The organism is Pseudorhizobium marinum, assembly GCF_000705355.1.
Taxonomy (GTDB): domain Bacteria; phylum Pseudomonadota; class Alphaproteobacteria; order Rhizobiales; family Rhizobiaceae; genus Neorhizobium; species Neorhizobium pelagicum.
In genome coordinates this window covers 42,730-55,193 of record NZ_JMQK01000020.1, presented here as the reverse complement: position 1 = coordinate 55,193, position 12,464 = coordinate 42,730, and the positions used below count along the sequence as shown (strand labels likewise).

At 63.6% G+C, this 12,464-nt stretch carries 11 protein-coding genes; 1 reads left to right on the top strand and 10 read right to left on the bottom strand.

The window, feature by feature from the left end:
* Window positions 1-30 precede the first annotated feature (30 nt).
* Entirely contained in the window at window positions 31-1,863 is a 1,833-nt protein-coding gene (locus EO99_RS0120080; RefSeq protein WP_029620375.1) for an ABC transporter ATP-binding protein, read from the bottom strand.
* A gap of 40 nt (window positions 1,864-1,903) precedes the next feature.
* Window positions 1,904-3,100 (bottom strand): aminotransferase class V-fold PLP-dependent enzyme, encoded by a 1,197-nt coding sequence (locus EO99_RS0120075; RefSeq protein ID WP_029620374.1) that lies wholly within the window; start codon window positions 3,098-3,100, stop codon window positions 1,904-1,906.
* An 81-nt stretch (window positions 3,101-3,181) separates the two neighbouring features.
* On the opposite strand from EO99_RS0120075, the gene EO99_RS0120070 reads away from it, so the two are divergent.
* On the top strand, window positions 3,182-4,033 hold the full coding sequence (locus tag EO99_RS0120070) for an IclR family transcriptional regulator (RefSeq protein WP_029620373.1): 852 nt from the start codon (window positions 3,182-3,184) through the stop codon (window positions 4,031-4,033).
* 9 nt (window positions 4,034-4,042) lie between these two features.
* On the opposite strand, the gene EO99_RS0120065 is transcribed toward EO99_RS0120070, so the two are convergent.
* The 8 genes from EO99_RS0120065 to EO99_RS0120025 all read right to left on the bottom strand — a co-directional run bounded on the left by EO99_RS0120065 (window position 4,043) and on the right by EO99_RS0120025 (window position 12,462).
* On the bottom strand, window positions 4,043-4,510 hold the full coding sequence (locus EO99_RS0120065) for a RidA family protein (protein ID WP_029620372.1): 468 nt from the start codon (window positions 4,508-4,510) through the stop codon (window positions 4,043-4,045).
* A gap of 61 nt (window positions 4,511-4,571) precedes the next feature.
* Complete coding sequence (locus EO99_RS0120060; protein ID WP_029620371.1) at window positions 4,572-5,780, bottom strand: amidohydrolase/deacetylase family metallohydrolase; 1,209 nt, start codon at window positions 5,778-5,780, stop codon at window positions 4,572-4,574.
* Window position 5,781: 1 nt separating this feature from the next.
* A complete protein-coding gene (locus EO99_RS0120055) occupies window positions 5,782-6,654 on the bottom strand; it encodes an ABC transporter permease (protein ID WP_029620370.1) in 873 nt (290 codons plus the stop codon).
* Window positions 6,654-7,595, bottom strand: coding sequence for an ABC transporter permease (locus tag EO99_RS0120050; RefSeq protein WP_029620369.1), 942 nt, complete (start codon window positions 7,593-7,595; stop codon window positions 6,654-6,656). Before EO99_RS0120050 ends, EO99_RS0120055 begins: the two co-directional genes overlap by 1 nt.
* An 85-nt stretch (window positions 7,596-7,680) precedes the next feature.
* Window positions 7,681-9,207 (bottom strand): ABC transporter substrate-binding protein, encoded by a 1,527-nt coding sequence (locus tag EO99_RS0120045; RefSeq protein WP_029620368.1) that lies wholly within the window; start codon window positions 9,205-9,207, stop codon window positions 7,681-7,683.
* Window positions 9,208-9,550: 343 nt separating this feature from the next.
* The gene (locus tag EO99_RS0120035; RefSeq protein WP_029620366.1) at window positions 9,551-10,075 is read right to left on the bottom strand and encodes a winged helix DNA-binding protein; all 525 of its coding nucleotides are present in this window, start codon (window positions 10,073-10,075) and stop codon (window positions 9,551-9,553) included.
* A gap of 59 nt (window positions 10,076-10,134) precedes the next feature.
* Entirely contained in the window at window positions 10,135-11,115 is a 981-nt protein-coding gene (locus tag EO99_RS0120030) for a TRAP transporter substrate-binding protein (RefSeq protein ID WP_029620365.1), read from the bottom strand.
* Window positions 11,116-11,145: 30 nt separating this feature from the next.
* Complete coding sequence (locus EO99_RS0120025; protein WP_029620364.1) at window positions 11,146-12,462, bottom strand: TRAP transporter large permease; 1,317 nt, start codon at window positions 12,460-12,462, stop codon at window positions 11,146-11,148.
* Window positions 12,463-12,464 lie beyond the last annotated feature (2 nt).

The following is a 12,464-nucleotide window of genomic DNA, read 5'->3' as shown; positions in this document are numbered from 1 at the left end:
CCGCCGGCGACCTCTGGCCGGACCGACCGGCTAGGTCGCCACGAAATGCCTTGGCCTAACCTCCCGGTAACGGAGGGGACTGACCTTGTAGTCCACTGGCCGAATAGGGCTCATCAGCTCTTCGACGGCCATGGCCCTCTTGGTGGCGCGACGGCTGGGGTCGGGCACCGGTACAGCGGAGATCAGCTTCTTGGTGTAGTCGTGCTGGGGGTTGCCGAAGACGGACGCACGGGGACCGATCTCGACGATCTCGCCCAAGTACATGACGGCAACGCGATGACTGACGCGCTCGACGACCGCCATGTCATGGCTGATGAAGAGAAACGCCAGGTTGAGGCTCACCTGCAGGTCGAGCATCAGGTTGATGACCTGCGCCTTGACGGAGACATCCAGCGCCGAGACGCTTTCGTCTGCAATGATCACCTTCGGCTCCAGCACCAGGGCCCGGGCGATGCAGATCCGCTGCCGCTGCCCGCCGGAGAATTCATGCGGATAGCGGGAGACCATGTCGGCAGAAAGCCCCACCCGCTGCAGCATGTCGGCAACGACCTCCCGCGCCTGTTTGCGCGTGCCCATCCCGTGCTCGATATAGGGCTCGGCGATCGCCGCACCGACGGTCATCCGGGGGTTGAGGCTGGCGAACGGGTCCTGGAAGATCATCTGCACGGACTTGCGCATCTCGCGCATGTCTTTCCGGCCGAGCGCCAGCACATCCCGTCCATCGGCGATCACCGACCCGCCGTCCGGTTCGATCAGCCGCATGATGGCCCGCCCGGTCGTCGACTTGCCGCAGCCGGATTCGCCGACCAGCGACAGTGTCTCTCCCGCGTGCAGGTCGAAGGAAACGTCTTCAACCGCATGCACCCGGCCGCTCACCCGCCCGAAAAGGCCTGAGTGGATGTCGAACCGCTTGGTGAGGTTCTTCACCTCCAGCACCGGCCGATCCCTGGACACCGTGTCCGGCACCTCGACCGGAACATCCGAAAGTCCGGTCTGCGTATCGACCAGCGGAAAGCGCAAGGGGCGCTGATGGTCCTTCATCGAGCCGAGCACGGGAACCGCCGACAGAAGCGCGCGGGTATAGGGATGCTGGCCGCGATGGAAGATATCCGCCGTCGATCCCGTCTCCACCTGCTCGCCGCGAAACATGACGACGGTCCGGTCGGCGACTTCCGCCACGACGCCCATGTCATGGGTGATGAAGAGGACGGACGTCCCTTCCTCTTCCTGCAGCGTCTTGATGAGATCGAGGATCTGCCCCTGGATCGTCACGTCGAGCGCCGTCGTCGGTTCATCGGCGATCAGCAGCTTCGGCTTCGTGGCCAAGGCCATGGCGATCATCACGCGCTGGCGCATGCCGCCGGAGAACCGGTGCGGATACTCGTCGAAGCGGGAGGCGGCGGAAGGGATCCGGACCTTCTCCAGGAGCCGGATCGTCTCCAACCGTGCGTCAGCGGTCGACATCGAGGAATGCGCCAGCAGCGCCTCCGAGATCTGGTCGCCGATCGTGAAGAGCGGATTGAGGCTCGTCATCGGCTCCTGAAAGATCATCGCGATCTCGTTGCCGCGCACCTTGCGCATCTCGTGCTCCGGCAGGGACAGGAGATCCCGGCCCGAAAGCGCGATCCGGCCTCCAATCCGGCTCGTATCGGGCTGCAGGAGACGCATGACCGAGAGCGAGGTGACGCTCTTGCCCGAGCCGCTCTCACCGACGATCGCGACCGTCTCGCCGGGTGCCACCGTAAACGAGACGTCGCGGACGACCTCCTTCCACTCCCCCTCGACGAGGAATGAGGTCGTCAGGTTCTCAACTGAGAGCACCGGTTGGTCGGCCGCGAGAGGCAGGGTCTGGGCAAGAGCCATGGGTCGATCCTTTTTTCCGTTCTGTCCGCGCGTCTTCCGTTCAGTCCGGCCAGCGCAGGAGGCCGTCGAAGCGGTGGCGGCTCAGATCCTCGATCGGCGTGGCGATGATGTCGTTGGAGGCCCGCGCCTTGTCGAATTCCTCGGCCAGGCGGCTGGCGACGACGGTTTCCTGGCCCGGATGCAGGTTGCAGGGGTCGAGATAAAAGTAGTGGTGCTCCACCTCATGGTCGCGCACGATGATCGGCGGCGAACCGTTGCGCAGGGCAGCCGCCATGTCCCAGGCCGTGATATGCGCCTCCTGCGGGGATATGATCACGCGCATGCGGTCGAGGGGATTGTTGGTCGGGTCCGGCTCGATCAGGGCCGTGACGCCCGGGCGGCCCTCGAGTGTACGCTTCCAGAGTTGGAGGTAGCCCGTCTCCCGCTCCCGCACGGCCTCATGATCGCGCGTCTCCCAGGCCTCCAGGGCGGCCATGACGCCGAAGATGCTTTCCTTGCCGACCTTCATGCCACGGCCGACGCCCATATTCTGCAGGAAGGCATGACGGACCAGTTCCTTGGCGCCGGCGACGATGCCGCTGGTCGGCCCGCCGAGAAACTTGTGACCCGAATAGAGGACGATGTCGGCGCCCTGCTCCAGGAAGATCCGCAGATCGTACTCGGAGGCTGCATCGACGATGACCGGAACGCCCTTCGCGTGGGCGATCTCGACGAACTCCTTCAGATTGAGCAGGCCGTAATCCACCACGTGATGCGACACCACATAGACGGCCGCGGCCGTCTTGTCGGTGATCGCCTGCTCCATGTGGAAGCGGTGGGTGGAGGTCGCCTGGCCGACGAGCACCACCTTGCCGCCACCGAGTCGGATCGACTGGTCGACGGGTGCGCCATAGCTCACCACATGGCCCATCTGCACCAGGACCTCGTTCTTCTCCGGTGCCACGTCCGGCAGTTTCTCGATCGCAAGCAGGTTGTTGCCGGTGATCGCGCCGGCCACCGCCAGAGTGATGCCGGCCGAGCAGGAGGCGGTCACGAAACCCGCTTCGCCGCCGGTCAGTCTTGCGATCACGGCGCTTGCCTTGCGCTGCAGATCGTTGATCTCGACGAACTGCGGCAGGATCTTCGCCATGGCGTCGATCGCCTCCGGAACCACGATCGAGGCGCCGAGGCTGGTCATGGTGCCGGAGACATTGATCACCGGGCGCAGGCCGAGGGACGGGCGGATATCGTCAGACATTCTTGATCTCCAATGCTAAGGGCCTCCGCCGAATGCCATCGACAGCTATGCCACAGTAATGTAATAAGTGCCCATATTCGTATGAGGAGCCCAGAGTTGGACACCAAGACTTCATCACGCGCACTCTCCGCTGAGGCTGGTGCCAAGCCCGATACCGCTGCCGCACCGGCAGAGCGCCGCTCGCGCGTCAGCGGCATCGACCGGGCGCTGCAGATCATCGACCATCTGTACGAGACCGGGGCACCCGCTGGCGCCTATGCCATCGCGAAGGCCGTCAAGGCGCCGCTCTCGACGGTCTATGTGATCATCGATGATCTGGTGGAAAAGAACATGCTGGCCCGCAGCGCGGACGGTTCCATCTGGCTGGGATCGAGGCTCTACCATTACGGTCTGGCCTATGCCCGGTCGCTGGACTTCATCAGCGTCGCGACACACGAGATGCACGACCTCTGCCGCGTCTCCGGCGAGACCGTACAGCTGTGTGGGCGCGACGGCGACCACATGCTGGTGCTCGCCATGGCCGATGGTCCGAACCATTTCCAGGTTGCGTCCCGTGTCGGCACGCGCGTGCCGCTCAACTGGACCGCCTCCGGCCGCCTGCTCGCCGGCCATCTGCCGGAGCGGGAGAGGATGGAGCTTTTCAAGCGCTGCGCCCGCAGCTCGCCGACCGGCCGTGCGGAGATCGATGCGGCAACGCTGTCGGAAGCCGCCGGCCGCGCGTTCCAGGATCGCCTGTCCATCCAGGTTGCCGAATCCGACTACGCAGTCGCCTGCATCGCCTCGCCCATCGTCGACCGGGACGGCCATTGCGCGGCGACGATCTCCATCGTGCTGCCCGAGCAGAAAGTCCTTTCCGACGAAAGCCGCTACACCGAGCACGTGCGTGCTTCGGCAAACCGGATCGAGACGCTGATGGGATGGCGCAACCACTGAGCCTGCCTCTCAATCCTGCAGCGAGATGATGGCTTCGATCTCGACGGTGATGTTGCCCGGCAACGAGCCAAAGCCGACGGCGGAGCGGGCATGCTGGCCAGCCTCGCCGAACACCTCGATGAGGAGATCGGAGCAGCCGTTGATGACGCTCGGATGGTCTTCGAAGTCCGGCACGGCATTGACCATGCCGAGCAGTTTCACCACCCGCTTGACGCGGCCGAGATCTCCCAGCGCCTCGTGCATGACGGCCAGAAGGTTGATGCCTGTCAGGCGGGCATGCGCATAGGCCTGGTCGACGCTGACCTCGGCGCCCACCTTGCCCGCATGCAGATGGCCATTGACCTCGCGCGGCCCTTGACCGGACAGGTAGAGAAGATTGCCCTCCTGCACATGCGTGACGAAGTTGGCGATCGGCGGCGGCGGCGGCGGAAGCTGGATGCCGAGCGCCGCAAGCCGCTCGTAGGGCGTGCCTTGCATGAGGTCTGCGGCCAGAGAAGATTGTTTCACTAAATTTCCTCGTGAATTGAACGGCAGGCGGCTAGCGCCAGGCGTAACCGTGGCTGTGGCGGACGAGCTTGCGGGCCCGCGGGATGTAGCGGCTGGCCTGAATGGCCTCCGCTCCGATGACGGCGTAGCGGGGCTCGAACAGCTTCGTCAGTCGCGAGACGTCGCCGTTGGAATCGGTGGCTTCCAGATCCGCGTCGACCAGGTCGAAGATGGTGAAATCCGCCCGTTCTCCGGCCGCAAGCCGGTTTTCCATTGACAGCTTGATGACGGAGGCGGGCGCATGCGTCACCGCATCGACGACCTTGTCGAAAGGCATGCCGACGGAGAGAAGCTTCGACATGGTGGTCGCGAGATCCCAGACCGGGAAGTTCATCGAATGCCCGTGCAGGTCCGTCGAGATCGAGAAGGGCAGCAGGCCGCGCGCGATCGCCGCTTCCGCAACCTTGAACGAGAACGAGGCCCCGCCATGACCGATGTCGAGGCGGATGCCCTCGCCGGCGCATCGCTCGGCGAGGTTGAAGAGATCTTCGTCCTCCATGATGCTCGATCCGGCCTTGCCGTTGAAGCAGTGGGTGACGACATCGCCGGGGCCGAGGATCTCGAGAACCTCGTCGTAGAGTGCCGGCGGCTCCCCGACATGCACCATCATCGGCACCTTCAGGATCTTGGCGATCTTCTTGCCGAGCTTGACCGGCGTGACGCCCCAGGAACCGGTGATGACATGGCTGGCGCGCACCTTGATGCCGACGATGTGCTCGCTGTTCTCCGCATAGCATTCAAGGATGCGGTCGAGGTCGATGTCGCGGATATCGCGCAGCTCCGCCACGCGGTTGCAGGCGACCAGACCGATCGAGCCGAGGTTCAGGAAGGCCTTGATGCGCTCCTTCGACGGCTCGATGATGTATTCGCGGAAACCGTGGAAATTGGCCTCCCCGGCGGAGCCCGCATCGACGAGCGTCGTCACGCCGCGCTCGGCGCCGCATTCGGAAGGACGCAGCGAGATGTCGGTGCCGCCATGCCAGATATGGACGTGCAGGTCGACCCAGCCGGGCGAGATGAAGGCGCCCTTGCCGTCGATCCGGATCGCGTCGTCCGGCGCTGCCAGACCGGAGCCGGTGCTGATGATCTTGCCGTCGGCGCCGACAAGGATTTCGATCGCAGTGCCCGAAGTGGCGCCGCCGAACGACATCGGCTTCACATTCGAGAGGAGAAGCGGTTTGTGCTGTTCTCCGGATGTCATTTCACAGTTCCCTTCGAAGTTTAGGATCAAGCATGTCCCGCAGGCCATCGCCCACCATCTGCAGGGAGAGCACTGCGAGAATGATGGCGATGCCGGGGAAGAGGGTCATCCAGTCCGCCTGGCCGATATACTGGCGACCGGCTGCAATCATCGTGCCCCAGGTCGGCACTTCGGGGCTGACGCCGAGACCGAGGAAGGAGAGGCCCGCCTCTGCCAGCATGGCGCTGGCAAACAGGAAGGTGCCCTGCACCAGGATTGGGGACACGAGGTTGCGCAGCACGTGCCGCGTCATGATGTGGAAGGTCGAGATGCCGAGCGCCTGGGCCGCCTCGACATAGGGCAACTCGCGAATGACCAGCGTCGATGCCCGCACGATCCTCGCGAGCCGCGGCGCATAGACGATGGCGAGCGCAATGATCACCGTCGTCAGCGACGGACCGAGCGCCGCCACGAGCGCGATCGCCAGCAGAATGTCCGGGAAGGCCATCATCGCGTCGATCAGCCGGGCGATCGGCGTGTCGAGCCGCTTGAAGAATCCGGCCAGCAGCCCGAGCGTCACGCCGATCAGTGCGGAGAGAGTGACGACTGCGGCCCCCACCAGCAGCGAGAGACGGCCCGCGAAGATCGTGCGCGAGAACACGTCGCGGCCGAATTCGTCGGTGCCGAACCAGTAGACCTCGCTCGGCGGCTTCAGCCGGTTGACGATCGACAGCTTCGACGGGGAATAGGGCGCGATCCACGGCGCCAGGACGGCGAGCAGAACGAAGATCGCCAGCACGATCACGCCGGCAGCAACCGTCTTGCGCTTCAGGAAACGGCGGAAGAACTTCATGCCCTCGCTCGAGGCCGGCTTGGATGTGGTGATGTCAGCCATCAGTAGCGCACCCTTGGATCGACCAGCAGGTAGAGCATGTCGATCGCGAAATTGATCAGCACATAGAGCGCCGCGATGACGAGAAGCGCGCCCTGGATGACCGGGTAGTCGCGCCGCAGGACGGCGGACACGACGAGGTTTCCGATGCCTGGGAGGCCGAAGACCGTCTCGGTCACCACCGCCCCCGAGACCAGCACCGCTGCGGTGAGACCCAGGACGGTCAGGATCGGGATCAGTGCATTCTTGAGCGCATGCTTCAGCACGACCTTTCGTTCCACCATGCCCTTGGCGCGCGCCGTGCGGATGTAGTCATCCCCCAGCACGTCCAGCATCGACGCCCGCGTGAAGCGCAGGATGAGCGCGGAGGAGACGAGCCCCAGGGCGACGGCTGGCAGCATCAGGTGGTACATCCGCTCGCCAAAGCTCGAGCCGGGACCGCCGTAGCCGGACACCGGAAAGAGGTTGAGCCGCACCGCGAAGAACTGCATCAGGATCAGACCCAGCCAGAAGCTCGGAATACTGGCCGCCAGCATGGCAAGCGTCGTGGCTGCCTGGTCGATCAGCGAGCCCCTGCGGTAGGCGGCATAGATGCCGATCGGCAACGCGATCGCGCTGGCAATCAGCAGGGAGAAGATCGTGAGGAAGAAGGTCGGCTCGGCGCGCTGGAGAAGCGCCGTGCCGACGGGAATGTTGAGGAAGATCGACTGGCCGAGATCACCCTTCAGCAACTGCCCGATATAGAACAGATACTGAACGACCAGCGTCCGATCGAGCCCCAGGCGGCTGCGCAGGTCGGCGATGTCCTGGGCCGTTGCGTCCGGCCCGAGCATGACGGCGGCCGGATCGCCGGGTGTGACCCGGACGATGACGAAGACGATCGTCACCACCAGGAACATCACGACGATCATTCCGGCGAGGCGCTGAAGAATGTAGCGGATCATTGAGCCAATTTCCTTGTCCCCCACGAAAGCAGGTTCGAAAAACGAATGCCGGCGCCAGGGACGCCGGCATTCGGTGTTCTTCGTCTTACTTCGCGATGGAAGCATTCCAGAAATACGGCCATGGGGCCGGATCGACGCCTTCCAGCTTGGTCGACTTCGCAGCCACGGCATTGAAGTCACCGATCTTGATCAGCGGCAGCTCGTCATAGATGACCTTCTGGACATTGGCCCACAGCTCGACGCGCTTGGCAGGATCCGCCTCGGAGGTGAAGGGATCCACGGCGGCCTTGCGCGCCGGTGTGTCCCACCAGCCCGGCGAGCTCGTGGAAAGTGCGCCGATCAGCGCCGGCTCCGGCAGGAAGGGGCTGTGGGTGATGTAGACGTCCCACAGCGCCGGGTCGGCGCGGCGCTGCGTCAGCGTCGCCCAGTCCACCACCTGCATGTCGACGGTGAAGCCGGCAAGCTTCAGGTATTCCGCAGCCACCTGCGCCATCTTGTAGTGGAACTCGTACTGGCGGCTGGTGAGAATGCGGACCGGAGCACCGTCGTAGCCGGCGGCCTTGGCCGCCTCGGCAGCGCCTTCCGGATCGCCGAGGTTGTAATTGCCGTCGACGCCGGCGTCCGAGTGCCAGCTATAGCTTTCGGGGTAGAATGCGCCGTCCAGCCCATAGAAGTCCGTGCTGCCGAAGGCTGCCGCCAGCATGTCTTCCATGTTGAGCGCCTGCGTGATCGCCTTGCGGATTTCAAGCTTGGACGAGACACCCTCCTTCGTGTTGAAGACGAAGACGGGATAGCCGAAGGGCTCGAGAAGCACGGGCTCGGATGCCGAAGAACTCTTCAGTTTGTCGAAGGATTCCACCGGGATCGAATCCACATAGGCATATTGTCCGGAGACCGCCGCCTCGACCCGCGTGTTGGGATCGGGAACCGGCACGAAGCGGATCTCGTCGAGATACTGGTGGCGCGCACCGCCATAACCGTCGCTTTCACCGTCGCGCGACATGTAGCCATCGAAGCGGGCAAGCTGGATATACTGGTCGGCCTTGCGTTCCTTCAGCATGTAGGGCCCGGTGCCGACAAACTGCGTCATCGGCTCTGCCTGCTTCTCCGAGGGAATGACGATCGCTGCGGAGTTGTTGAAGGCGAGCAGCGACGTCAGAGGCGCATAGGGCTGCGTCAGCTTGATGACGACGGTGTCGGCATCGGGAGCCTCCATCGACGCGATGAAGCCGGCCGCCTGCTTGCCGCGCGAGGCGAGCTTCGTCCACCGCCCCAGCGAAGCGAGCACATCTTCGGACGTCATCTCGCTGCCGTCATGGAAGGTGATGCCGGTGCGCAGTTTGATGGTGTAGGTCTTCCCGTCGTCCGTGATCTCGGGCAGGCTCTCGGCCAGAAGCGGCGTCACGTTCCAGTTCTTGTCGAATGTGTAGAGCGTCTCGAACATGTGCTGCGTGACGATGCCGACGAGGTCGGCGGTCGAAGCCATCGGATCCAGCGTCGGCGGCTCGCCGATGGTTGCCACGTCGATGACCCCGCCCTTTTCCTGACCGATCGCCAATGAGGGCGCAGCGATCAGCGCTGTGGCCATCAGGAATGCCAGCTTCTTTCGCATAGGATACTCCCAGTTAGTTGTTCCATTATTATGTTATATAAACCAATATAGAAGAATATAGTTTCAGGGTGCTGTCAAGCAGCAGGAAGAGAGGTGGCCTGTATCCGGAGACATCGATGATCCTGAAGTACGAGAAAAACAGCGGTGCTCGCAGCAGGAAAGCCGGCTACGCCGGTTCGCCACCTCCAGCCCTGAAATCAGTCCCGCAGAAAAAGGCAGCCGGAACCGCTGCCGGTGCGCCGCCACGCAACTTCACGGATGTCAGCAATGGCAATGCCGGGAGGATCTTCTGCCAGCGCGAGAACGCCGCCGTGCGGGGCCTACCCGGGAACCCTGCCCCGGACTAAAGCGAAGCGGCGGCGCGCGCCGCATGATCGTAATGCCCCGACAGCGCCCGGAGGCGGGACGCCATGTCGGAGAGGGCTTCGGCTGAAACCTCCGTGGCGAGGACCGAGCGCACCAGCAGGCTTTCCCGCATGGCCTTGTAGCGTTCGCAGGCATCGGCACCTGCGTCGGTGACCATGACGAGCTTTTCCTTGCCGCGCCGTCCCGACCTGATCAGCTTGAGCCGCTCCAGCTTCTTCAGCGCATAGGTCACCACATGGGTGTCCTCGATGTTGAGCACGAGGCAGATGTCGGCGAGCGTCTTCGGCTTGTCGCGGCTGTTGATATTGTGCAGCACGAGAATGTCGACGCCGGAGAGATCCGGCACGCCCGCGGCCGACATGCAGCGGACCATCCACCGGTGGAAGGCATGATTGAGCATGATCAGCCCGAATTCGATCTCCGACAAAGCCGGAAGTGCGCCGGTGGCCAGATGACCGGACGAGACGATCGGACCCAGGGGATCCTGTTTCTTTGTGGGCATGCCGCTCCTCCTCGGGAGACGCCGCCAGCCGGGCCGGCGGCGTCTTTTGCTTCGGTTGCTTACATCTTGTTGTAGGAGTCCACGACAGCCTTGCCTTCGTCACCGGCCTTCGCCAGCCAGTCTTCCGTCAGTTTGGCGCCGACTTCGCTCAGACCGGTCTTCAGTTCCTCGCTCGGCGTCACGACTTGCATGCCGTTCGACTTCAGCGTCTCCATGTAGGCGGAGGTCTTCTCGGCAGCGAGGGCCCAGCCGCGGGTTTCAGCTGCGGCGGCGGCTTCCGTCACCGCAGTCTGCACGGCCGGATCAAGGGCGTCGAAGGCCTCCTTGTTGACGAAGATGACATTCTTCGGGATCCAGGCCTGGGTATCGTAGTAGTGGGTCAGCGATTCCCAGATCTTGGAATCGACGCCCGTAGCGCTGGAGGTCATCAGGCCATCGACGACACCAGTGGCCAGTGCCTGCGGCAGTTCCGCCGCCTGCACGGTCACGGGCTGGGCACCGACGAGTTCGGCGATGCGCGAGGTGCCGACGTTATAGGCACGCCATTTCAGACCCTCGAGATCGGCAACGCTGTTGACGTCCTTCTTCGTGTAGATGCCCTGCGGCGGCCAGGGCGTCGTGTAGAGAAGCTTCAGCCCCTGCTCGTCGAGCGCCTTCTCGACGGCCGGCTTGGAAACCTCCCACAGCTTCTTCGACTGCTCGAAGCTCGTGGCCAGGAACGGAATGACGTCGATGCCGAAGATCGGATTCTCGTTCTCATGCAGCGACATCAGCACTTCGCCGGCCTGCGCCTGGCCGGTCTGGACTGCACGCTTGATTTCCGGCGCCTTGAAGAGCGAGGCGTTCGGATGAACGGTGATCTTCAGCTGACCACTGGTTGCCGTGTCCACGTCGGAGGCGAACTGGTTGAGGTTCTCCACGTGGTAGTTTGCCGGAGGATAGGCCGACGGAAGGACCCATGCGGTCTGCGCCAGGGCGGAGCCCGCCGCGGCAAGAATGGCCAAGGAAGCGATCCCCGTCCTGATCAGGTTTGTCTTCAGCGATTGCATTTGCATTCCCCTTTTCTTGGATTAACCCGGAAACGCCATTCGCGGCAGGAACATCACGATATCCGGGAACACCGTGATGATGGCGGCAGTCGCCACGAGCAGGAAGAAAAACGGCAGAGCGGCCCGGGCCACCGTCAGACTATCTCGGCCGCTCATCGTTTGCAGCACAAAGAGATTGAAGCCCACCGGCGGCGTAATCTGGGCCATTTCGACCATCAGCACCAGGAAGATGCCGAACCAGATCAGGTCGAAGCCCGCCTGCTGGATCATCGGGAGGACCACGACGGTCGTCAGCACGATCATCGACAGGCCGTCGATCGCGCAGCCCAGCAGGATGTACATCACCGTCAGGACGGCGATCAGGGCGTAGGGGCTGAGGCCGAAACCATCCACCCAGCTTGCCAGTGCCGCCGGTATGCCGGTGTACCCCATGGCGATCGACATATAGCCGGCGCCGGTGAGGATGAGCATGATCATCGCGGTCATACGCGTTGCACCCATGACGCTGTCCATGAAGCTCTTCCAGGTCAGTGCCTTCTGCCAGGCGGCGATGACCAGCGAGCCCAGCACGCCCCAGGCGGCGCATTCGGTGGCCGTCGCCCATCCCATCAGAAGCGCCGAAAACACCGTCGCGATCAAAAGAGCGAGCGGGATGAGGTTGCGGGTCTCTTTCAGCTTGCTCGCCAGGCTCGTCTTCGGTTCAGGCGGCGGACATTTGTCGGGGTTTCGCAAGGCCCAGACCACGATGGCCGAAATATAGAGCACCATGACGATCACCGCCGGGATGAGCCCCGCGAGAAACATCTGGATGATCGAGACATTCGCAGCGACCGCATAGACGATCATCGTGATCGACGGCGGCACGAGGAAGCCCAGAGTTCCCGCACCGGCCAGCGAGCCGAGGCTGATCATCTCGTCATAGCCGCGCTTCTTCAATTCGGGCAGCGTGATCTTTGCCACCATGGCCGTTGTGGCGGCCGAGGAACCTGAGACGGCCCCAAACAGGCCGCATCCCAGCACGTTGACGTGCACGAGCCGACCGGGCAGCCAGTTCAACCAGGGTGCAAGGCCGCGGAACATCTCGTCGGAGAGCCGCGTGCGGTAGAGGATCTCCCCCATCCAGACGAACAGCGGCAAAGCCGCCAGGCTCCAGGAAGCAGAGCCGCTCCAGGCGTTGGTCGCGAGCGCTGCGCCGATCTGGATGCCGGCGGGCGCAAACTGCATGGCGATGAAGCCGCAGACGAGCAGCGCCACCCCGATCCAGACGCCGCCCACCAGAAGGAGCAGCAGGGTCCCAAGGATGATGCCGGAGACCTCGATGAGCAATCCGTTGTCCATCA

Excerpts from the sequence above, each read along its gene's own strand:
- EO99_RS0120050 (WP_029620369.1), bottom strand. The coding sequence starts at position 7,595 with ATGATCCGCTACATTCTTCAGCGCCTCGCCGGAATGATCGTCGTGATG.
- EO99_RS0120065 (WP_029620372.1), bottom strand. The coding sequence starts at position 4,510 with ATGCAAGGCACGCCCTACGAGCGGCTTGCGGCGCTCGGCATCCAGCTT.
- EO99_RS0120035 (WP_029620366.1), bottom strand. The coding sequence starts at position 10,075 with ATGCCCACAAAGAAACAGGATCCCCTGGGTCCGATCGTCTCGTCCGGT.
- EO99_RS0120070 (WP_029620373.1), top strand. The coding sequence starts at position 3,182 with ATGAGGAGCCCAGAGTTGGACACCAAGACTTCATCACGCGCACTCTCC.
- EO99_RS0120060 (WP_029620371.1), bottom strand. The coding sequence starts at position 5,780 with ATGACATCCGGAGAACAGCACAAACCGCTTCTCCTCTCGAATGTGAAG.
- EO99_RS0120055 (WP_029620370.1), bottom strand. The coding sequence starts at position 6,654 with ATGGCTGACATCACCACATCCAAGCCGGCCTCGAGCGAGGGCATGAAG.
- EO99_RS0120080 (WP_029620375.1), bottom strand. The coding sequence starts at position 1,863 with ATGGCTCTTGCCCAGACCCTGCCTCTCGCGGCCGACCAACCGGTGCTC.
- EO99_RS0120075 (WP_029620374.1), bottom strand. The coding sequence starts at position 3,100 with ATGTCTGACGATATCCGCCCGTCCCTCGGCCTGCGCCCGGTGATCAAT.
- EO99_RS0120045 (WP_029620368.1), bottom strand. The coding sequence starts at position 9,207 with ATGCGAAAGAAGCTGGCATTCCTGATGGCCACAGCGCTGATCGCTGCG.
- EO99_RS0120025 (WP_029620364.1), bottom strand. The coding sequence starts at position 12,462 with ATGGACAACGGATTGCTCATCGAGGTCTCCGGCATCATCCTTGGGACC.